The organism is Kribbella caucasensis (assembly GCF_004361855.1).
Lineage (GTDB): Bacteria > Actinomycetota > Actinomycetes > Propionibacteriales > Kribbellaceae > Kribbella > Kribbella caucasensis.
This window is the reverse complement of the sequence record NZ_SNWQ01000006.1, coordinates 225351-245471: the sequence shown is the minus strand read 5'-3', so window position 1 is coordinate 245471 and position 20121 is coordinate 225351. Positions and strand designations below refer to the sequence as shown.

General features: G+C 69.4%; 22 protein-coding genes. 9 read left to right on the top strand and 13 right to left on the bottom strand.

What is annotated here, in order from left to right; all coding sequences use genetic code 11:
• Window positions 1-20 precede the first annotated feature (20 nt).
• A complete protein-coding gene (gene coaA, locus EV643_RS14835; RefSeq protein WP_370452281.1) occupies window positions 21-971 on the bottom strand; it encodes a type I pantothenate kinase in 951 nt (316 codons plus the stop codon).
• Window positions 972-1134: 163 nt separating this feature from the next.
• On the opposite strand from coaA, the gene EV643_RS14830 reads away from it, so the two are divergent.
• The 6 genes from EV643_RS14830 (at window position 1135) to EV643_RS44850 (ending at window position 5371) form a co-directional block, all read left to right on the top strand.
• Complete coding sequence (locus EV643_RS14830) at window positions 1135-2136, top strand: LacI family DNA-binding transcriptional regulator (RefSeq protein WP_238165589.1); 1002 nt, start codon at window positions 1135-1137, stop codon at window positions 2134-2136.
• A gap of 14 nt (window positions 2137-2150) precedes the next feature.
• Entirely contained in the window at window positions 2151-2501 is a 351-nt protein-coding gene (locus EV643_RS14825) for a holo-ACP synthase (RefSeq protein ID WP_133800640.1), read from the top strand.
• Between the two features lies 1 nt (window position 2502).
• A complete protein-coding gene (locus tag EV643_RS14820) occupies window positions 2503-3930 on the top strand; it encodes an NAD(P)H-hydrate dehydratase (protein ID WP_133800639.1) in 1428 nt (475 codons plus the stop codon).
• Between the two features lie 41 nt (window positions 3931-3971).
• On the top strand, window positions 3972-4496 hold the full coding sequence (locus EV643_RS44855; RefSeq protein WP_202869557.1) for a HAMP domain-containing protein: 525 nt from the start codon (window positions 3972-3974) through the stop codon (window positions 4494-4496).
• Between the two features lie 17 nt (window positions 4497-4513).
• Window positions 4514-4744: a sensor histidine kinase gene (locus EV643_RS14810; protein WP_133800638.1), complete on the top strand. Its 231-nt coding sequence runs from the start codon at window positions 4514-4516 to the stop codon at window positions 4742-4744.
• Window positions 4745-5020: 276 nt separating this feature from the next.
• Window positions 5021-5371 (top strand): SgcJ/EcaC family oxidoreductase, encoded by a 351-nt coding sequence (locus tag EV643_RS44850; protein WP_238165588.1) that lies wholly within the window; start codon window positions 5021-5023, stop codon window positions 5369-5371.
• Window positions 5372-6412: 1041 nt separating this feature from the next.
• Here EV643_RS44850 and EV643_RS14800 read toward each other — a convergent pair.
• From EV643_RS14800 to EV643_RS14750, 11 genes are all read right to left on the bottom strand, one after another.
• The gene (locus EV643_RS14800) at window positions 6413-6907 is read right to left on the bottom strand and encodes a hypothetical protein (RefSeq protein WP_133800637.1); all 495 of its coding nucleotides are present in this window, start codon (window positions 6905-6907) and stop codon (window positions 6413-6415) included.
• Window positions 6877-8532: a hypothetical protein gene (locus tag EV643_RS14795; protein ID WP_133800636.1), complete on the bottom strand. Its 1656-nt coding sequence runs from the start codon at window positions 8530-8532 to the stop codon at window positions 6877-6879. The genes EV643_RS14800 and EV643_RS14795 overlap by 31 nt, the downstream gene beginning before the upstream one ends.
• 73 nt (window positions 8533-8605) lie before the next feature.
• A complete protein-coding gene (locus EV643_RS14790; RefSeq protein WP_133800635.1) occupies window positions 8606-9346 on the bottom strand; it encodes an alpha/beta hydrolase family protein in 741 nt (246 codons plus the stop codon).
• 22 nt (window positions 9347-9368) lie between these two features.
• On the bottom strand, window positions 9369-9824 hold the full coding sequence (locus EV643_RS14785; RefSeq protein WP_133800634.1) for a GNAT family N-acetyltransferase: 456 nt from the start codon (window positions 9822-9824) through the stop codon (window positions 9369-9371).
• Window positions 9824-10876, bottom strand: a complete 1053-nt coding sequence (gene tsaD / locus EV643_RS14780; protein WP_133800633.1) for a tRNA (adenosine(37)-N6)-threonylcarbamoyltransferase complex transferase subunit TsaD — start codon at window positions 10874-10876, stop codon at window positions 9824-9826. Before tsaD ends, EV643_RS14785 begins: the two co-directional genes overlap by 1 nt.
• On the bottom strand, window positions 10869-11324 hold the full coding sequence (locus EV643_RS14775; protein ID WP_133800632.1) for a GNAT family N-acetyltransferase: 456 nt from the start codon (window positions 11322-11324) through the stop codon (window positions 10869-10871). The genes tsaD and EV643_RS14775 overlap by 8 nt, the downstream gene beginning before the upstream one ends.
• Window positions 11321-11989, bottom strand: a complete 669-nt coding sequence (gene tsaB / locus EV643_RS14770) for a tRNA (adenosine(37)-N6)-threonylcarbamoyltransferase complex dimerization subunit type 1 TsaB (RefSeq protein WP_133800631.1) — start codon at window positions 11987-11989, stop codon at window positions 11321-11323. The genes EV643_RS14775 and tsaB overlap by 4 nt, the downstream gene beginning before the upstream one ends.
• A gap of 1 nt (window position 11990) precedes the next feature.
• The gene (gene tsaE / locus EV643_RS14765) at window positions 11991-12917 is read right to left on the bottom strand and encodes a tRNA (adenosine(37)-N6)-threonylcarbamoyltransferase complex ATPase subunit type 1 TsaE (protein WP_133800630.1); all 927 of its coding nucleotides are present in this window, start codon (window positions 12915-12917) and stop codon (window positions 11991-11993) included.
• Entirely contained in the window at window positions 12914-14026 is a 1113-nt protein-coding gene (locus EV643_RS14760; protein WP_133800629.1) for an alpha/beta fold hydrolase, read from the bottom strand. Before EV643_RS14760 ends, tsaE begins: the two co-directional genes overlap by 4 nt.
• Entirely contained in the window at window positions 14026-15165 is a 1140-nt protein-coding gene (alr, locus tag EV643_RS14755) for an alanine racemase (protein WP_133800628.1), read from the bottom strand. The genes EV643_RS14760 and alr overlap by 1 nt, the downstream gene beginning before the upstream one ends.
• A gap of 15 nt (window positions 15166-15180) precedes the next feature.
• A complete protein-coding gene (locus EV643_RS14750) occupies window positions 15181-15828 on the bottom strand; it encodes an HAD family hydrolase (protein WP_238165587.1) in 648 nt (215 codons plus the stop codon).
• Window positions 15829-15886: 58 nt separating this feature from the next.
• Between EV643_RS14750 and EV643_RS14745 the strand changes: the two genes are divergently transcribed.
• Window positions 15887-16666 carry an META domain-containing protein gene (locus tag EV643_RS14745; RefSeq protein WP_238165586.1) on the top strand — a complete coding sequence of 260 codons (780 nt, stop codon included), beginning with the start codon at window positions 15887-15889 and terminating at the stop codon, window positions 16664-16666.
• On the opposite strand, the gene EV643_RS14740 is transcribed toward EV643_RS14745, so the two are convergent.
• Window positions 16656-17822, bottom strand: a complete 1167-nt coding sequence (locus EV643_RS14740; RefSeq protein ID WP_133800627.1) for a class I SAM-dependent methyltransferase — start codon at window positions 17820-17822, stop codon at window positions 16656-16658. The two genes, EV643_RS14745 and EV643_RS14740, sit on opposite strands and share 11 nt — an antisense overlap.
• Before the next feature lie 192 nt (window positions 17823-18014).
• Here EV643_RS14740 and groES point away from each other — a divergent pair, with 192 nt between their 5' ends.
• Window positions 18015-18311 carry a co-chaperone GroES gene (gene groES / locus EV643_RS14735; RefSeq protein WP_077014935.1) on the top strand — a complete coding sequence of 99 codons (297 nt, stop codon included), beginning with the start codon at window positions 18015-18017 and terminating at the stop codon, window positions 18309-18311.
• 120 nt (window positions 18312-18431) lie between these two features.
• The gene (gene groL / locus EV643_RS14730; protein WP_133800626.1) at window positions 18432-20051 is read left to right on the top strand and encodes a chaperonin GroEL; all 1620 of its coding nucleotides are present in this window, start codon (window positions 18432-18434) and stop codon (window positions 20049-20051) included.
• Window positions 20052-20121 lie beyond the last annotated feature (70 nt).

The following is a 20121-nucleotide window of genomic DNA, read 5'->3' as shown; positions in this document are numbered from 1 at the left end:
CCGGGGTGGTGGGGTGGGGGTCAGAGTTTGCGGAGTCTGACCCAGCGGACGGTGTGGTCGGCGCCTTTGCGGAGGACGAGGGTGGCGCGGGAGCGGGTGGGGAGGATGTTCTCCCGCAGGTTCGGGCCGTTGATGGTGTCCCAGAGCGACTCGGCCTTGGCGATCGCTTCCTGCCGGCTGAGCTCGCCGTACCGGACGAAGTACGACTCCGGGTTGCGGAACGCGGTCTCCCAGAGTTTGAGGAAGCGGTGCACGTACCAGCTGCGGATGTCGTCGGCCGCGGCGTCGACGTACACGGAGAAGTCGAAGAAGTCGCTGACCGCGAGTCCGCTCTTGCCGTCGGCGCGGCGGGGTGCCGGCTGCAGCACGTTGAGCCCTTCGAGCAGCAGGATGTCCGGCTGCTCGACCGTCGTCCGTACGCCGTTCATCCGGTCGTAGTGCAGGTGCGAGTAGACCGGGGCCTCGACCGTGTCCATCCCGGACTTCACCTCGACCACGAACCGCAGCAGGGCCTTCCGGTCGTACGACTCGGGGAAGCCCTTGCGCAGCATCAGGTTGCGGCGTTCCAGTTCGGCGTTCGGCCAGAGGAAGCCGTCGGTGGTGACGAGTGCGACCCGGGGGTGCTCGGGCCAGCGGGCCAGCAGTTCGCGCAGCAACCGGGCGGTGGTGGACTTGCCGACGGCAACCGATCCGCCGATGCCGATCACGAACGGGGTCCGGGTCGCGGTCTGGCCGAGGAAGTCCTCGGTGTCCGCGTGCAGCGCGCGGGCGTGCCGGACGTACAGGGACAGGATCCGGGACAGCGGCAGGTAGACCTCGCGGACCTCGTCCATGTCGATCTCGTCGCCGAGGCCGCGCAGCCGTTCGATCTCCTCGGCGGTCAGCGGTGACTCGGTCGTCTCGGCCAACTGGGCCCAGGCGGCCCGGTCCAGCTCTGTGTAGGGAGTCACCTCCCGCGGCGGCTGCAGCATGGGCTCCATTCTTCCCACGCCGCGTCCCCGGCTCACACCCCGGGCCGACGTGGGCTACATCTCAGCCCGACTCTCGAAAATTTCGGGACCTCTGCCGATAGCTGCGACGAGGGCAACCTGTACTCTGGCGCTTGTACGGCTGGACGAGGAGCGTGGAGGGCTCGTGGGTCAGCGGGTGACGATCTCGAAAATTGCGGAGCAGGCCGGTGTCTCGGTGCCGACCGTGTCGAAGGTGCTGAACGGCCGCGCCGACGTCGCCGAGGAGACCCGGGCCAAGGTCGAGAGCATCATCCAGCGCCATGGCTACCGTCGCCGCACGACCAGTACGGCGAGCAGCCTGATGATCGACCTGGTGTTCCACGAGATCGGTGGGTTGTGGGCGGTCGAGCTGATCCGCGGCGTGGAGGAAGTGGTCCGTGCCGAGGGCGTCGAGCTGGTGCTGTCGGAGTGCGGCGGCGCCCGGAGGCCGCGGCAGGAGTGGATCGAGTCCGTCCTGCTGCGCCGGCCGCTCGGCGTGATCATGGTGTTCTCCGATCTCGACCATGACCAGCGGGCTCAGCTGGAGGCGCGGCGGATCCCGTTCGTGGTGGTCGACCCGATCGGCGACGAGGGCGAGGACGTCCCGTCGATCGGCTCCGCGAACTGGAACGGCGGCCGGATGGCGACCCAGCACCTGCGCAAACTCGGCCATGAACGGATCGGCATGATCGGCGGCCCGGAGGAGACCCTCTGCTCCCGGATGCGGGTCAACGGCTACACCGACGCGCTTCGGTCGACCGGGATCCCGGTCGACCCGGACCTGATCCGGAACGGCAACTTCGAGGTCAGCGGCGGCTACGAGCAGGCGATGGCGCTGCTCACGCTGCCGGACCGCCCGACGGCCATCTTCGCCGGCAGTGACCTGCAGGCCCTGGGCGTCTACCAGGCCGCCCGCGAGCTCGGCCTGGAGATCCCCAAGGACCTGTCGGTGGTCGGGTACGACGACCTCCCGGTCGCGGAGTGGGTCGGGCCCACCCTGACCACCGTCCACCAGCCGCTCCGCGAAATGGCCGAGCTCGCCACCAAGCTGGTCCTCGACCTGGCCCGCGGCGTCACCCCGGCCGCCCTCCGGATGGACCTGGCTGTGCGGATGAGGATCCGCCAGTCAACAGCCCCACCCAGCTGACTACTCTGACGAGCATGATTGTCGGCGTTGGGATCGACGTGGTGGATGTCGAGCGGTTCATGCAGACGCTGGAGCGGACGCCTGGACTGCGGGACCGGGTGTTCACCCCGGCCGAGGCCGTCAGACCGCCGGCTTCGCTCGCAGCCCGGTTCGCCGCCAAGGAGGCGCTCGCCAAGGCACTCGGCGCACCGGCAGGGATGCAGTGGCACGACGCCGAGGTCCGGACCGACGACAGCGGTCGTCCCTGGCTGGAGATCACCGGGACGGTCGCTTCGAGGGCATCCGAGCTGGGCGTACAGAGCCTGCACCTGTCGCTGAGCCATGACGCCGGCATCGCGTCGGCGGTCGTCGTCCTGGAGGGTTGAGATGCGGTACGCGCACACCGTCGACCAGGTCCGCGCCGCCGAGGCCGACCTGATGGCCCGGCTCCCCGAAGGCACCCTGATGCAACGCGCCGCCACCGGCCTCGCCGTTGCCATCGGCAATTTCCTCGGCCACGTGTACGGCGCAAGCGTGGTCCTCCTGATCGGATCCGGCGACAACGGCGGCGACGCCCTGTACGCCGGCGCTCAGCTGGCCCGTCGAGGCGCCCAGGTAACTGCGATCCTCCTTTCCTCCCAGGCGCATCCCTCCGGCCTCGCCGCACTGAAAGCCGCCGGTGGCCGAGTGGGTGGTCTTGCTGAAATCGCCGCCGCAGACGTGGTTGTCGACGGCATCGTAGGTATCGGCGGCCGCCCCGGCCTCCGCCCAGACGCCCTCGCCGCGGTAGAGCAGGCCGAACATCACGGCGTCCCGATCGTTGCCGTCGACAGCCCATCGGGCGTCGACGTAGACACCGGCGAAACCCCCGCCCCGCACGTGAACGCCGCCCTCACCGTCACCTTCGGCACCCACAAGCTCTGCCACTTCATCGATCCCGCCGCGACCGCCTGCGGCCCGGTCCACCTCATCGACATCGGCCTCGATCTCCCACCGGCGACCGCCTCGGCCCTTCAACCGGCAGACATCCGCGACCTCTACCCGACCCCGTCCGCCGAGTCCGACAAGTACTCCCGCGGCGTCCTAGGCCTGATCGCCGGATCCGCGCAGTACCCCGGAGCCGCCGTCATCGCCACCGCCGGCGCCCTGTCCGGCCCGCTCGGCATGCTCCGGTACGTCGGCCCCGCGGCCGTCGCCGCCGAAGTACGGGCCTCCCACCCCGAGGTCGTCGCCGGCGATGGCCGAGTCCAGGCCTGGGCAATCGGCTCCGGCCTGGGCGACGAACTGGACATCGCAGCGGTCCGCGAACTCCTCGACGCCGAGGAACCAGTCCTCCTCGACGCCGATGGTGTGCGGGCCCTGGACGAATCCGGCGACCACACCCAGGTTCTGATCACCCCGCACGCCGGCGAGCTGGCCCGCCTCCTGGGCGTAGACCGCTCGACCGTCGAAGCCGCCCGGTTGAAGCACGCCCGCCTCGCCGCCGAGCGGTACGACGTGACCGTCCTGTTGAAGGGTTCGACCACCGTCATCGCCGCCCCCGACGGCCAGCTCCGGGTCAACACCAACGCCACCCCCTGGCTCGCCACCGCCGGCTCCGGCGACGTCCTGGCCGGCCTCTGCGGCTCCCTCTTGGCGGCCGGTCTAACCCCCATCGACGCAGCGTCCGTCGGCGCCTACCTGCACGCGGCCGCTGCCCAACTGGCTGCATCCCGGGGCCCCATCACAGCCCTCGACATTGCCCGGCACCTCCCAGCGGCAACCCATTGGGTCCTGACGGGATCTGTGCCAAATTCTGCCGATTCGCAGACCTGACCACTGGGGCTGAGGCCCTGGCCTCGCATCCTGCGGCCGAGGTGGACGACTACGTGTTCGAAGCCGTTCGGGTTGCGCGAGTTGGTGGCGCGGATCCGGGCGGTCACGCGGCGTACGGCATGCGGGACCAAGTTGTCGCGGCCCCCGTCGCTGCTCAGCAACTCGGTGCGATCGCCGGCCGCCGAGGTCAACGCGCAGATCGAGCAGATCTGGCGTTTCCGTCTGCTCGTGGGCGGCGGGGTTCTGCTGGCGGCGACCGCGATCGCCGTACTGATCGCCAGCACCATCGCCCGCCCGCTCAAGCACCTGGAGGCGGTGGCCGCCGCCTCGGCGACGGCGACTATTCGGCCCGCGCCGAGACCAAGGGCCCGCCCGAGATCGCGACGCTGGCGCGGACGCTCAACAACAGTGCCCGCCAGACGGACGCGCTGCTGGGTTCGCAACGCGCGTTCGTCGCCGACGCCCCACACCAGCTCCGTATGCCGCTCGCGGCCATGCGCCTGACCCTCGACAACATCCGCGACACCAGCGACGACCCACAGCTGAGTGACGGATCGCCACCGTAGACGCCGAAATCCACCGAATGAGCCGAATGGTTGAAGGCCTGCTCACCCTGGCCCGCGCCGAACCCGCCGGCAGCACCGTCGTACTACGAGCCCGCCGCCACGGCCCGACGGTCGACCTGGAGATCCGCGACGAGGGTGCCGGGATGACGGACGAGCAACGCGGCCGCGCCTTCGACCGATTCTGGCGAGCAGGCCCACCTGGTACCGGGATCGGCCTGGGCGGCTGGCAACCGCCCGCCAAACGCTGACACGATCCTGGGGAATCCTCACCTTTCCCTGGCTGATCGTTGCATGGCGCAACGGAAGTCTGGAGGCATCGAGAAAGTCACCAGACAAGGAGAAACACCATTGAGGAACCCCACCGCCCCCACCGCCCCCACTGCCCGCCGCATCCGCCTCGCGACGATCACCACTATTGCTTTGGTCGCCGTGACCGCCTTGACCGCCTGCAGCAGCACCGACGAGGCGGGCACTGCCCCCGCGGCTAGGCCTTCAACGCAGGAGATCGCCGCTCTCTTCGACCAGTGGAACACCGCCCTGAAGGGCGACCCCAGGGTGTGGCCGACCTGTACGCCGACAACGGGGTACTGCTGCCGACCCTGAGCCCCGTCGTCCGCACCAACCGCGAAGAGATCAAGGAATACTTCGCCAAGGACTTCCTCCCCAAGAAGCCGACCGGGACGATCACCGAGTCCCAAGTCCGCATCATCGACGAGGACGCGGCCGCCCAAAGCGGCAACTACACCTTCACCGTGACCGACAAGAGCGGCACCCAGACCAAGGTCCCCGCCCGCTTCACCTACGTCTACGAGAAAATCGGCGACCAATGGCTGATCACCGAACACCACTCCTCCGCCACCCCCACCAAGTCCTGACCCCGACACCGGCGCAACATGGGCCCGCCCTCGCCCATGATGCGCCCCCGTCTTCGCTCGCCCGCCCCGCCGTCGTCCCACCTCAACCTTCCCCTGCCCGCCAGGAAGACCTCAGATCGGCGACCGGGGCCGCGGGGTGCCGCCGGCCGGTTGCATGACTAATGGCGGGTTGCGACGGGCCACCGATCCAACAGCCTGCTAGCGGTGAGGCAACCCGTCAGCGGCGAGCCCCACACCTCAAGCCCAGCCGGATGGGTCGAAGACGACGGCGCGGGGATGAGGGCGCCGGCCGAGGTCCGGGGAAGGGGCGCGAGGGATGAGGCGCCGGCCGAGATCCGGGTGAGGTCCTGGCGAGGTCCTGGCGAGGGCCGAGGGCGCGGGGGATGGGGGGCGAGGGCGGAAGGATGAGTGATGGGATGAGGGGCGGGGACTTCGTGTTGGCGTCATGCGGGTGCAGCACGCCGTTCACCTCGGGGGATGAGGCTTGACCACGAATCCGGCCGGCCGCTGACCGTTTGCCGGGACCAAGTGGCGAACCCCGGTCCCGGCTATACCTGCCGCGCCCTTCCCCGCGCTGCGGGAGGATTCCAATACGCCCGCCGTGTCCAGCGATCAGCGAACCTATCGGCGTCGCGAACAGCGCGTTGGTAGCCGCGACGGCGACTTGCATGCCTTCCGGTCGAACAAGAGCTGGCGCACTCCCCGGCAACGTCGATGACCTGGAGCTCACCCGCGGCGACGCTCAGGAACTCGGCCGGCCCATCAGCCGCGAGTAGATCGTGCACCCCGCTGCCTGCAGGCAGACCCACGACAGACCCAGGTGAAGCCCGATTGTTGCTAAGGGCAAGCTCACAAGCCCGACCTCCGGCATGGCATTCGGCAAGGCTCCCGCGCATCTGCTCCGGTCATCGCCTTTCCAATGAAGAGCTCCCGCAAGACGTGGTCGGCGGCAGACGTCTGCGGCCCAATCCGCTTTGGTGGTGGGAGGGGTGCAGGCATTTGGGGAGGAGCACGGCGGAACTGTTCGTGCGGCTCGGTGCCTCAGGTTGGCGGTGTGCGGGTCGGGTGGGTGCCGGTGTGGTCGACCCGGAAGGTGAACTGGTGTGGGCTGGTCCATTCCAGTGCACCGTCGTCGAGGCGGCGGACCTGCCAGCGTCCGTGCGTTTTCAGGCGGTGGGTGAACCGGCGCAGCGGGGCGAGGTTGGTGGTGGAGGTCTGCTCTGTTGGTCCGAGGGGATCGTAGGGGTGGATGTGGTCCAGGTCGGTGGTGTTGGTGGTGTGTGCGGTGCCGTAGGGGAACTGCTCGACCGGGTAGGTGAGCTTGATGCGTTCCCGGATCCGGGCCGGGATCTCGTAGGCGTCGACGCTGATGTTGCGGTTGAGGTCGATCACCGGCTTCACCACGTACGGCCGGTGGCCGATGAGTTCGGCGAGCTGGTCGGCGAGGAGTGGGCCGAGGTTCTCCACCCGCAGGACGCCGGTGCCGGTGGCGAGGGTCTGGTCGGTCAGGTGCACATAGACCACGGTCCCGCCCATCCGACTGCTCGCGCCCCGAGCCGCACGACCTTGAGCAGTGCCACCGTGCGCAGGCCCGCCGTGTGCGGCCGCACCGCGATCCCCTTTGCCCTGATCGCCTGGCGCCTGGCCGGTGGAGGTTGGGCCGGGGATGACGCCGTTGAGTTGGGCGAGGGTGGCGTTGAGGGCGCGGCGTGCGGCGGTGTCCATCGGCTCGGCGTCATCGTCGTCGATGGTGGTGTGGGTGGAGTTCCCGGGCCCCTTGGTGGTCGGCGGGGTGGAGTGTCGAGGGGGTCGGGCAGGTCGCTGGTGCTGGGGTGTGGTGCGTCGAGATCGGACTCGTCGTCGGGTTCCCGCATCCACCACTCGCCCAGGTCGGGGTCGTCGACGGGGTCGGTCGAGTGCGCGGATTCAGCGGGACCGACCGGGTCGACCGGGGCCGCGGCATCGGCCGGGTCGTTGGTGGCGGCGGGTCCGGCATGGACCGGGGCGGCCAGGTCGTCGGCGGGGCGGGTGGGGCGTGCGGGGTTCGCAGAAGTTGAGGGATCGGTGGAGTCGACCGGGTCCGCCGGGTCGGCGGGGTCCGCGGTGTGGGCAGGATCCGCGGAATCGACCGCGGCCGCGGGGCGCGCGGACGCACTGGGGCGGGCGGCGGCGGTGGCCGGGGAGTCCGGGCGCCTGGCGCTTGCCGGGTCGGTCGAGGCGGCGGCAGCCGCGGACGGTGCGGGGTCGGCCGCCGGGTTCGTGGGCGCGGGGTTGGCGGGCGCGGCCGGATCGACGGGCGCGGCGGCATCGGCGGGCGGATCGGCGGAGTCTGCGGGCCGGGGCGGGTTGGCGGGGGCGGTGGCTGCGGTGCGGGCTTCTTGGGCGGCGGTGAGGAGGGCGAGGGCGTAGTCGGGGTCGGCGAGGATGCCGATCGCCTTGGCCCGGCGCAGGCGCAGCGGGTCGGTGTCGCCGAGGGTCTTCAGGGCGTCGGCGATCGAGTTGATGGTGGCGTCGAAGCGGATCACGTCACCGGAGGCGGCCAGCACGTACATGGCCTTGGTGCCGTTCTCATCGGACTGGCCAACGTAGACGCCGCGTTCGCGTTGCTTTTGTTTCGCGGCGGCTGCGGCGGCTTCGGGGTCGGCTTTCCAGAGGGCGGCCTTGACGATGGTGGTGAGCCGGGCCGGGGTGACCGAGTCGATGATGCCGGCGACTTCGTGGTCGACGAGCGCGGCGGCCTCCAGGGACAGGTCGAGGCAGGCGGTGGCGATCTTGCGGGCCTTCCACGGGGTTGCCTCGTAGGCCTGGACCATGGCCCAGCAGCGGGGGAGGCGGTGCAGCAGGGCCAGGGCCTGGCCGACGAATTCGGCGGCGACGCCGGCGGAGACGCCGAGGACGACGGCGCCGAACTCGGCCGGTGCGAACTCCGCGATCTCGGGGCAGCCCGCACCGCCCAGCACCACACCCCGCTCCCGGCCACGCGCCCGGTCACGCTGACCGCCGCGGTCGCGGCGAGGCAGCCTGTCGACGGTGTGGAGGGCGGCGAACTGCTGGGCATGGACAAGGACACTCACCTCGTGCTCGCGGGCCACGGCGTGATGCTCCGCGGCCGAGGTGAGCACCTCGGCCGCAGTGAGCCCTGACAAGTCGCCTTCGAACATGTGATCGACTTTATGTTACGCTGAGCGACATGGCAAATCCGCTCGGTGCCAGAAGGGCTTGTAAATAAGGGATTTAGAGGCGGGAGACGACGTGGAGACGGAGGCGGGCGATGGTGATGTCGCGGATGCCGGTGGTGAGTGAGCTGGTGGGGTTCCAGTGGGGTAGCGGGTCTACGCGGGAAGGCGTGATGCTGAGCCAGTCGCAAGGGGTGGCGGTCAGGGCGTGGTCGACGAAGCGGTGGGCTAGTTCGGACCAGTCGGGGGATCGGTGCAGCATGGCGTGCTTTTCGCCGGTTACGGTGAGGAGGCCGACGGGGTGACCGGCGATTCGGAGGCGGGCGGCGTACTGGGCGGTCTGGCGGGGGTCGGTGATGCGGTCGAGGTCGCCGTGGGCCAGTACTACGGGGCCTCGGAGGGCGACCAGTGGTTCGCCATCGGGGAGCCAGGGAGCGAGGGCGAGAACGCCGGACACCAGCGGGTGGTTGCCAGCGGCAATTATTGCGCGGCCGCCCATCGAGTGGCCGATCAGGAGGACGCGGTTGAAGCGGGTGGTCAGGCGGTCGAGGACTGTTCGCAGGTCCTCCGCTGGATGGGCCGAGGGGGCGTTCCAGCCGCGGTATCGGTAGCGCATCAGGCCGATCGCTGCGTCAGGTGCGGCGGAGCGGGCGGCGAGCGCCAACGGCCACATGCGAAGGATCGGGGGTCGCCAGGCGCGAGGTGCTGCGAGGGACCGTTCCAGGCCGCCGTGGGCGAGCAGGACCAGGTCGGTGGCGTCGCTCGGCGCGGCCACCAGGTCGACCCCCGGCGCCGTCAAAGGATTGGAACCCCCGAGCCGGTCATGCCTGGTTGTACAGCACAGCCGCGTCCTTGCTCACCGCAAGGAACCAGCTCGGATCCGGCAGGTCTGCGAACCCGTACGACCGGTACAGCTCGTGCGCATCGGCCGTGGCCAGCATCGTCCGCCGCAAGCCCTGCAGTTCGGGATGACCGAGCAAGGTCGACACCACGAAGCGGCCGAGGCCGTGTCCCCGATGCGTCGGCAGGACGAAGACATCCGCGATCCACGCGAACGTCGCCCGATCCGTCACCGCCCGTGCGAACCCCACCTGCTGACCCTCCGGTGAAGGCGAATACACCCCCAGACAAAGGCTGCCCTCGACCGACCGCGCCACCACGTCCCGCGGAATCCCCGCCGACCAGTACGCCGTACGCAGGAATCCGTGGATCACGTCCAGGTCGAGCCGCCCCGGATCGTCGTCAGCGACGTACCCCTCATGCACCCACTGCACCATCAGTTCACCACCATCGTGATCGGCATCGACGAGTCGGCCGGCAGGTCCAACGGAGACGGGGACTTCCCGGCCCGAACGAGTTCCGAACCGAGTGCGGCAACCATGGCCCCGTTGTCCGTGCACAACCCGGGTCGCGGCACCCGTACGGCGATCCCGGCCTCGGTGCACCGTTCTTCGGCCAGCTGGCGGAGCCGGGAGTTCGCCGCGACGCCGCCACCGATCAGCAGGTGCTCGTAACCGCGATCCTTGCAGGCGTCGATCGCCTTCCGCGTGAGCACATCGCAGACCGCTTCCTGGAACGCCGCGGCCACGTGGTTCACCGGCACGTCCTCACCGTCCCGGCGACGGGCCTCCACCCATCGAGCCACCGCGGTCTTCAAACCAGAGAAGGAGAAATCGAACCGATGCCGCTCCAGATCCCGCTGACTCGTCAACCCGCGCGGGAAGGTCACGTACAGCCGATCCCCACCATCTCGTGCCGCCTTGTCGACATATGGACCACCCGGGAACGGCAGGCCGAGCACCCGCGCGACCTTGTCGAAGGCCTCGCCCGCCGCGTCGTCGATGGTGCTGCCCATCGGCAGGACGCCGTCCGTGATGTCCTCGACCGCGAGCAACGACGAGTGCCCACCGGACACGAGCATCGCGACGCATCCCTTCGGCAGATCACCGTGCTCCAACGTGTCCACGGCAACGTGTGCGGCGAGGTGGTTCACGCCGTACAAGGGCTTGTCGATCGCCAAGGCGAGTCCCTTCGCGGCGGCGACCCCGACGAGCAACGCGCCGGCCAACCCCGGTCCGCTCGTCACGGCGACCGCGTCGACGTCGGACAACTGGACTCCGGCCGTCTCGCACGCGCGGCGGATGGTCGGCACCATCGCCTCCAGATGGGCGCGCGAAGCAACCTCCGGTACGACACCGCCGAAGCGTGCGTGCTCGTCGACGCTCGACGCGACCGCATCGGCGAGCAACGTCTGGCCGCGGACGATGCCGATCCCGGTCTCGTCGCAAGATGTCTCGATCCCCAGGATCAGCGGCTCGTTCTCAGTCATTGTCCTTCTCCTGCCGTCGCATGATGACAGCGTCCTCGCCACCGGCGTAGTACCCGGCCCGCCGGCTGATCTCCCCGAAACCGTAACCCTGGTAGAGCTTCACCGCCGCGAAGTTGCCCGCAGCAACCTCCAGCAGAATGTCCCGCCCCGCGCAGACCGACAACGCCGCCGACATCAACTGCGAGGCGATCCCGGTACGACGCTCCGCCGGCGTCACCGCGATCCGCAGAAGCTCCACCGGATCCTCGGCGAACGGAGGCACCAACAACACCACATACCCGACCACAGCACCCTCGTCGGCCACGAGCACCACCCGATCCGACCGGCTGAACTCGTCCGCCCAGGACACCGCGCTCCACGCGCCCGAGGAGGACTTGAAGCACAAGGCATCCAGCGAAACCACCGACTCGAGATCGGCCGCGACAGCGGGACGGATCGCCGGTCTCACTTGGGCAGCACGCTTTTCGGGGCGCCGGCCATCGTGACATCGGGACGCCGCAGGTACAGCGGATCCGGCGCAACCACCGGTAACGTCCCAGTGGCCACCCCAACAGCGAGCACCTCGGCCGACGGAAACTCGTCCACGTCGCCGCCCGAGAGACCGAGTACGTCCGCATAGAGCACCGCACCACGCCCGATCACCGGCAACCCGGCCAGCACGGAAGCCACATCGGCCGGACGATTCACCGCCGGCCCCTCGAGCCTCCGACGACTCCCATCAGCCGCGGGACCGTCGTACAGGGCCCAGTAGATCTCCTTGCGTCGGGCATCGGTCGCGACTGCGACGGGCAGCGCGAGCGACGACTGCCGTGCGAGGACGTCCAGGCTGCAGACTCCGGCGACCTCGATGCCCAGCGCGTCCCCCATCGTCCGCGCCGTCACCAGCCCGACCCGCAATCCCGTGAACGGCCCGGGCCCAACCCCGACAGCGATGCGCGTCAGATCGGCGGGCCGGCAACCGGCTTCCTGAAGAGCTGCGGCGATCGCAGGCGCCAGCAGCTCACCATGGCGCAGAGCATCAACAACAGTGGAGGAAGCAACGACCGCGCCCGTGTCCGGATCGGCCAGCGCCACAGTGACCGCAGCACTCGACGTATCGAAAGCCAGCAGCACGTCAGCCCCTTTCCAGAGCGGTCAACCGAAGACCGGTCGCCGCCCACCGCGCCCCGGCCGGACTGATCCGCAGATCCCGCGTCTCGTCGCTGTCGTCGTCGCCTCGCGTCACCACGATGTCGAGGCGATCCGGCGCCAGCGACTCGGCCAGCCCATGCCCCCACTCGACCACTGTGATCGCCTCGTCCAGGCTGGCGTCCAGGTCGAGATCGTCCAGCTCGGCGATCCCACCAAGTCGATAAGCATCCACATGCACCAAGGCAGGACCAGCGACCAGCGACGGATGCACCCGTGAGATGACGAACGTCGGCGACGTGATGTTCCCGCGCACCTTCAACCCGGCACCAAGACCTTGCGTGAACGTCGTCTTCCCCGCACCAAGATCACCGGACAACACCAGTACGTCGCCCGCCCGCAGCTGCCCCGCGAGCTCCTCTCCGGCCGCCCGCATGTCGTCGGCGGTCGGTACGGTCAGCTCGATCGTCATCGCCTTGGCATAGTTGAGGTTCTGGCCTTCCCGCGACACCACCGAGTACCCGCGCCGGCGCCAGAACTCCACCGTGTCCGGCAGCTCCACCCGCGCGACCAGCCGGACCCGCGACAGGCCACGACGGCGCGCGTTCTCCTCGGCGCAGCCCACCATCGCGGAGGCGACGCCGCGGCCCTGGAACCGCGGGTTCACCGAGACCCGGCGCAGGTTCAGCACGTCGCCGGACTCGTCGAAGAGCATCGCGCCGGCCGCCTCGCCGTCGATCGTGGCCAGCAACCCGCCGTACGCCACGACGGCGGCCGCGACCGTGGTCGCGTTCTCGGACAACGCGGTCGACGGCGGGTCGAGCACGCGGCGGGCCGAGAACGCGTGGTGGATCACCTTCACGATCTGGTCGACGTGCTCGGCCGTGGCGTCCACCACGTGCAGGTCGGTCATCTGTGTCCCAATGATTGTTCGGCCCGCTCGATCATCCCGAGCAGGGCGGCGGTGAACTCGCGGTGGTGCTCGATCAGGCCGAGGTGCCCGCAGTTCTTCACCTCGACCAGCTCCGCGCCCGGGACGTGCCGGACGATCTCCTCGGAATGCGGGAACGGGGTCAGGTGGTCGGAGTCGCCGCCGATCACCACGCATTCCACCTTCTGCAACGGCTCCAGGGCGTCGTACTTGTCGTGCAGCGCGAAGATCGGGTAGAACTCCGCGATCACCGAGATCGGCGTCGCGGCGATCATCTCGTTGACGAACTCGGTGAACGCCGGCGGCACCTCCGAGCCGAACGAGTACTGCCTGGTCAGCAGGTAGCTGATGTCGGTCCCGGCCTTGCGGCTGCGCTCGACCACGTCGGGGATCCGGGCCAGCGCGGCGACGGTCGGCGTGGCGAGCCGGCGGACGATCCGGCCGGGCCAGCCCGGCAACGCCATCGGGACCTCGTCAAGACCGCCCGCACTCGTCGAGCAGAGCCCGACCCCGATCACCCGGTCGCCGAACAACTCCGGGTGCTGCTCGGCCAGCGCCATGATCGACATGCCGCCCATCGAGTGCCCGATCAGGATCACCGGACCGGTCGGCGCGTACTCGGTCAGGATGCCGTACAGGTCGCGGCCGAGCTGGTCGATGCTGACGTTCTCCTTCTCCGACCGGCCGGACCGCCCGTGCGACCGCTGGTCGTAGAACACCATCTTGCCGATCCCGGCCAGCTCCCGGCGCTCGAAATGCCAGCAGTCCATGTTCAGCCCGTAGCCGTGGACGAAGATCAGCGTCAGATCCCCGGGAACGGCCGGCTTCTTGCGGAGCCGGCGACGCTGCGGTTCGGGCCGGCGGGACCGCTTCAGCTCGTCGATCTCGACGTACAGCTCGACGCCGTCGTCGGCGGTGAACACGTACGGCGTACCGCGGAGTGATCCGAACGGCTCGGCCTCCAGCTGGGCGCGTTGCCCGGAGCGGCGGCCGATCACCTGGCGCTCGACCGCGACACCGGCGGCGGCGCCCGCGGCCAGCACACCGACCGCGGCACCGATCAGGCCTGCGGTCCGCCCTGCCTTGGACATCAGCCGGTCTCCTCGTTCACGTACCGGCGGGGGACGCGTGCGCCGAGCCGGGTGACGATCTCGTAGTTGATCGTGCCCGCGGCGTCGGCCCAGTCGTCGGCGGTCGGCTCACCGTGGTCGCCGGGACCGAACAGGATCACCTCGTCGCCGGCCGCGGCCTCGTCGTCACCGAGATTCACCATGCACTGGTCCATGCAGATCCGGCCGACGATGGTGTGCCGTTCGCCGGCGACCTGGACGGGTGCGCCGTTCGACGCGTGCCGGGGCAGGCCGTCGCCGTACCCGAGTGGGATCAGCCCCAGCGTCGACGGCTTCGGCGCGGTCCAGGTCAGCCCGTACGACACCCCTGCGCCGGCCGGGACCCGCTTCACCATCGCGAACCGGGCCCGCAACGTCATGGCCGGCCGCAACCCCAGCTCGCTCGACGGCAACGCATGCCCGAACGGAGACAGCCCGTACGTCGCGATTCCGGGCCGGACGAGATCGAAATGCGTCTCCGGCAACGCCAACGTGCCGCCCGAGTTGGCCAGGTGACGCAACGCCGGAGCCACTCCGAGGGACTCCGCCACGTCGACCGCGGACGCGAACGTGGCCACCTGGGCCTCGTTCGCCGCACTCTTCGGCTCGTCGGACGAGGACAAGTGCGACCAGATCCCGGTGATCTCGATCCGCCCGGCCCGCACCTCCTTCAGAGCGGCCTTGACCAGCGTCGGCCACTCCTCCGGTACGGCGCCGCCGCGGCTCATGCCGGTGTCGATCTTCAGGTGCACCCGGGCCGGCCGATCGGTCACGCCGGCGGCGAGCTCGTCGATCTCCCACGGCGCTCCCGCGGACAGGTCGATGCCGGCGGCAATGGCCTGCTCCAGCGGTTCGCCAGGGGTGGTCAGCCAGCAGAAGATCGGGCCGGTGTCGCCGGCGGCGCGCAGGTCGAGGGCTTCCTCCAGCACCGCCGCGCCGATCCAGTCGGCGCCGGCCTGCCGCGCGGCCCGGGCGACCGGCACCATCCCGTGGCCGTAGCCGTCGGCCTTCACCACGGTCATCAGCTGGGCCGAGGACAGGCGTGTTCGCAGCGTGGCGACGTTGTGACGGATCGCGGCGAGGTCGACGATCGCCTCGGCGCGCTTCTGTGGTTCAGACATGGCCTTACCAGTGTCTCAGGCGGCCTCGATCAGGCTCGGCAGGGCGGTCATCTGGTGGAAGATCGCGTCCGCCGCCGACAGCTTCGCCGGATCGGTCATCGCCGCGAACCCGAATACCTTCATACCCGCCGCGTTGGCCGCCGCAACCCCGAGCGGGCTGTCCTCCACGACGACGCAGTCGGCCGGCTTCACGGCGAGCGTGCTCGCGGCGTACAGGAACAGGTCCGGTGCGGGCTTGCCGTGGGCGACGTCCTCGGCGCTGAAGATCCGCCCCTCGAACCGGGTCCAGAACCCGACCGTCGTGAGCGCCGTGTGGATCCGACGGTGCGTCCCCGAGGAGGCCAGACAGTATTGCGTGCCGGTGGCATCCAAGTGGTCCAGCACCTCGGCGACGCCGTCGATCGCTTGCAGGTTCGCGAATCCGTCGAACAGGCGCTGGTGGTAGCGATCCTCCAGCTCGGCGGGCAACGGGCGGCCGAGTTTGGCCTCGGCCTGCCGGCGCATCGATGCCATGCTGCCGCCCATGAAGTCGCGGACGGCCTCCTCGAAGGTGTAGGGGAGACCGGCCTCGGTCAGCAGTTCGGCCAGGATCGTGTTCGCCAGCCGCTCCGAGTCCACCAGTACGCCGTCGTTGTCGAAGATCACCAGTTCAGGTCCGCTCACATTCGGAACCCTACGGGTGCAACGGGAGCGGGCCGAACGGCGTCCTCAGGGTGTGACTGTGACGAATCGGGCGATCGCTGTGCTGGCGGCCGGGCTGCTCGTGTTACTGCTGGGCGCGTGCGGGGATGAGGCCAGGGTGGGCGGTTCCTCGCTGAAGGGGAAGACGTACCTGTCGACCGCGGTGACCGAGGGTGGAGAGCCGAAGCAGTTGGCGCCGAAGACGCGGATCCAGTTGCGGTTCATGGACGACGGGCGGCTGCTGGCCGATGCCGGTTGCAACTCGATGAGCGGCCAGGTGTCGACGGGTGGCGGGAAGCTCAAGCTGTCCGACGGCCTGGCGATGACCGAGATGGGCTGTGACGGGCCGCGCCATGCGCAAGACGAGTGGCTCGCGGGCGTTTTGCAGAAGGAGCCGACCTGGAAGCTCGATGCGGGCAAGCTCAACCTCGCCGCGGGTGACACCACAATCGTTCTGCAGGACCGTGAGATCGCCGAACCGGATCTGGCGCTGGACGGCACTCGGTGGACGGTCGACACGCTGATCACCGGCGAGGTCGCGTCCTCGACGCCGGGCGGGCAGAACGCCCATCTCACGATCAGCGGCGAGCGCGTCACCGGATCGACCGGCTGCAACGACTTCCAGGGTGTCGTGGCGCGGGCTGCCGGCAAACTGACCTTCGGGGAGCTCGGTACTACGCGGCGTGCGTGCGACGGTGACGCGGCTGCATTGGAGAAGGCGATCCTTGACACACTGAAGGGCGAGGTCAGCTACACGATCGACTCGAACCGCCTCAGTCTCCGCGCCGCCAACGGCACCGGCCTCGACCTCACCGGTTGATTCGGCGGCAGGAGTAGGCGACCGCGTCCCGGCCGACCCTCGTCACGATGAGGGTGGCGCTCGCGGACCCCTTCGGTGCCAGCTTCTTCCGCAGTACGGCGGGGTCGATGTCGACGCCGCGCTTCTTGATCTCCAGGGTCCCGATGCCTTCGGCGCGTACCCAGGCCTTCAGTGCTTTCTCCTTGTAGGGCAGGGTTTCCACCACCTCGTACGCACTGGCCAGCGGCGTCCCCACCAAGACCGGACTGGTCACGTAGGCGATCCGCGGATCCAGCAGCCACCCGTCGACCGCAGCGGCGACCGCAGTCACCAGGCCCGCGCGGACCACAGCACCGTCGGGCTCGTAGATGTACTGCGCGACAGGGCCCGCGTCAGCCTCCGGGGCCGTGTCCACGGTCGCTCCACTCGGCAGCAAGGTCGCCCGCCGTGCGACACCGCCGTACAGCTTGCCGGACCACAACGCGGCCTCCTTGACCTCCCCGGCATCGCTGACCCACTCCGCCTCGACCCCGTCGGGTACAGCGTCGTGCGGGATCCCCGGCGCCACCTTCACGCATGCGATCCCAGTCAGCAGGCCGGTGATGAACGACCACGGCGGCGAGTAGGCGTTGTGGTCGAACACCCGCCTCCCGTCGGCCCGCCGCGCCGGATCCGCGAACACCACCTCGCACTGCGTGACGTCGTGCTGCTCCGCATCGCCCTCGACCACTTCACCGTCGAGCCCTAGTACGGCGAGGTTCGCGCGTGCGGCGGCGGCCGTGGCGGGGTCCCGTTCGACACCGGTGACCCGCAAGCCGGCGCGGGCCGACGTGATCAGGTCACCACCGATCCCGCACCCCAGGTCGACTACCTTCGCGCCGGGCAGGGTTGTGGCGATCCGGGCCGCACGGTGCTCGGCAACAGTGGAACGCGTCGCCTGCTCCAACCCGGCCGGTGTGAAGTACATCCGCGCTGCATCGTCAGCGCCGAACTTGGCGACCGCCCGGTGCCGCAACGACGCCTGCGTGACCGCGGCGGTCACCACAGCACCGTCGTACGAGCGCCGGAGCCTCCCGATCAACTGCAGCTCGCCGCCCGGCGTGTAGGCGGCACACGCCTCGGCCAGAACCTCAGGCCCCGGCGATGCGAGCAGCAGCGTGATCGAGTCAGGTGTCACCCGCCCCAGTCTGCCCGCCGGCGAGATGTCTGGCACTCGAGTTGACCGAGTGCTAAACGCGGCCTAGATTCGGTCTTGGCACTCTCCACCCGAGGGTGCCAACGGCCAGGCCCCTGACCCCCGCGACGGCAGGTGCGCTCGGCCGGCGCGTTCCACGAACACAACAAGAAACTCGACCGTGGAGGTCAGCAAGTGTCGGTCACGATCAAGCCGCTCGAGGACCGTGTCCTCGTTGCGCCGCTCGAAGCCGAGCAGACCACGAAGTCCGGCCTGGTGATCCCGGACACCGCCAAGGAGAAGCCGCAGGAGGGCGAAGTCCTCGCCATCGGTCCGGGTCGCATCGACGACAACGGCAACCGGGTCCCGCTGGACGTCGCCGTGGGTGACAAGGTCATCTACTCCAAGTACGGCGGCACCGAGGTCAAGTACGACGGCCAGGACTACCTGATCCTGGGCGCCCGCGACATCCTCGCCGTCGTCAGCAAGTGACGACCGCTCGCTGTTCCTGACTGACACCGCCCCGGTGCCGAAATCACCGGCGCCGGGGCGGAGTCGGTTACGGGCCGGCTGAGCACCAATGGTTGAAACTCAGAGAGGGACAAGTTTTCCATGCCGAAGATCCTCGAGTTCGACGAGAACGCGCGGCGCGCGCTGGAGCGTGGCGTCGACAAGCTCGCGAACACGGTCAAGGTGACGCTGGGCCCGAAGGGCCGATACGTCGTCCTGGACAAGAAGTGGGGCGCCCCGACCATCACCAACGACGGTGTCACCGTCGCCCGTGAGGTCGAGCTGGACGACCCGTTCGAGAACCTTGGTGCGCAGCTGACCAAGGAGGTCGCCACCAAGACCAACGACATCGCCGGTGACGGCACCACCACCGCGACGGTGCTGGCCCAGGCGCTGGTGCACGAGGGCCTGCGGGCCGTCGCCGCCGGGGCCAACCCGATGGGTCTGAAGAAGGGCATCGAGGCAGCCGTCGAGGCCATCTCGGTCAAGCTGATCGAGACCGCCCGCGCGGTCGACGACAAGGCCGACATGGCCCACGTCGCCACCATCTCCGCGCGTGACTCCGAGATCGGCACCCTGATCGCGGACGCGTTCGACAAGGTCGGCAAGGACGGTGTGATCACCGTCGAGGAGTCGAACACCTTCGGGACCGAGCTCGAGTTCACCGAGGGCATGCAGTTCGACAAGGGCTACATCTCGCCGTACTTCATCACCGACGCCGAGGCCGGCGAAGCGGTGCTGGAGGACCCGTACATCCTGATCAACCAGGGCAAGATCTCCGCCGTCGCGGACCTGCTGCCGCTGCTGGAGAAGGTCGTCCAGTCCGGCAAGACCCTGCTGATCATCGCCGAGGACGTCGATGCCGAGGCGCTGTCCACCCTGGTGGTGAACAAGATCCGCGGCAACTTCACCTCCGTCGCCGTCAAGGCGCCGGGCTTCGGTGACCGCCGCAAGGCGATGCTCGAGGACCTGGCCGCCCTCACCGGCGCGCAGGTCATCGCCCCAGAGGTCGGCCTCAAGCTGGACCAGGTCGGCCTGGAGGTGCTCGGCACCGCTCGCCGGATCGTGGTCAGCAAGGACAACACCACCGTTGTCGAAGGGGCCGGCAAGGTCGACGACATCGAGGCCCGGATCAACCAGATCAAGGCCGAGATCGAGCGCACCGACTCCGACTGGGACCGGGAGAAGCTGCAGGAGCGGCTGGCCAAGCTGGCCGGTGGCGTCTGCGTGATCAAGGTCGGCGCGGCCACCGAGGTCGAGCTGAAGGAGAAGAAGCACCGGATCGAGGACGCCGTGTCCGCGACCCGGGCCGCGATCGAGGAGGGCATCGTCGCGGGTGGCGGTTCCGCCCTCGTGCACGCCGCCGCCGTCCTGGAGGGCGACCTCGGCCTCACCGGTGACGAGGGCACCGGCGTCCGGATCGTCAAGAAGTCCGTCGTCGAGCCGCTCCGCTGGATCGCCGAGAACGGTGGCTACGAGGGCTACGTCGTGGTCGCCAAGGTCGCCGAACTGGAGTCCGGCAACGGCTTCAACGCGGCCACCGGCGAGTACGGCGACCTGGTCGCCAGCGGCGTCCTGGACCCGGTCAAGGTGACCCGCTCCGCGCTCGCCAACGCCGGCTCCATCGCCGCCCTGCTCCTCACCACGGAGACCCTGGTCGTCGACAAGCCCGAGGAAGAAGAGCCGGCCGGCGCCGGTCACGGCCACGGTCACGGCCACTGATTCCACCCAGCACCACCCGAACTGCCCGGCCGGTCCCCTTCGGACCAGCCGGGCAGTTTCTCGTACTACG

What these genes read in the sequence shown, in the direction of transcription:
- coaA (WP_370452281.1), bottom strand. Translation starts at nt 971, where the DNA reads ATGCTGCAGCCGCCGCGGGAGGTGACTCCCTACACAGAGCTGGACCGG.
- EV643_RS14825 (WP_133800640.1), top strand. Translation starts at nt 2,151, where the DNA reads ATGATTGTCGGCGTTGGGATCGACGTGGTGGATGTCGAGCGGTTCATG.
- EV643_RS14820 (WP_133800639.1), top strand. Translation starts at nt 2,503, where the DNA reads ATGCGGTACGCGCACACCGTCGACCAGGTCCGCGCCGCCGAGGCCGAC.
- EV643_RS14810 (WP_133800638.1), top strand. Translation starts at nt 4,514, where the DNA reads ATGAGCCGAATGGTTGAAGGCCTGCTCACCCTGGCCCGCGCCGAACCC.
- EV643_RS14800 (WP_133800637.1), bottom strand. Translation starts at nt 6,907, where the DNA reads ATGGGCGGGACCGTGGTCTATGTGCACCTGACCGACCAGACCCTCGCC.
- EV643_RS14795 (WP_133800636.1), bottom strand. Translation starts at nt 8,532, where the DNA reads ATGTTCGAAGGCGACTTGTCAGGGCTCACTGCGGCCGAGGTGCTCACC.
- EV643_RS14785 (WP_133800634.1), bottom strand. Translation starts at nt 9,824, where the DNA reads ATGGTGCAGTGGGTGCATGAGGGGTACGTCGCTGACGACGATCCGGGG.
- tsaD (WP_133800633.1), bottom strand. Translation starts at nt 10,876, where the DNA reads ATGACTGAGAACGAGCCGCTGATCCTGGGGATCGAGACATCTTGCGAC.
- tsaE (WP_133800630.1), bottom strand. Translation starts at nt 12,917, where the DNA reads ATGACCGACCTGCACGTGGTGGACGCCACGGCCGAGCACGTCGACCAG.
- EV643_RS14760 (WP_133800629.1), bottom strand. Translation starts at nt 14,026, where the DNA reads ATGTCCAAGGCAGGGCGGACCGCAGGCCTGATCGGTGCCGCGGTCGGT.
- alr (WP_133800628.1), bottom strand. Translation starts at nt 15,165, where the DNA reads ATGTCTGAACCACAGAAGCGCGCCGAGGCGATCGTCGACCTCGCCGCG.
- groL (WP_133800626.1), top strand. Translation starts at nt 18,432, where the DNA reads ATGCCGAAGATCCTCGAGTTCGACGAGAACGCGCGGCGCGCGCTGGAG.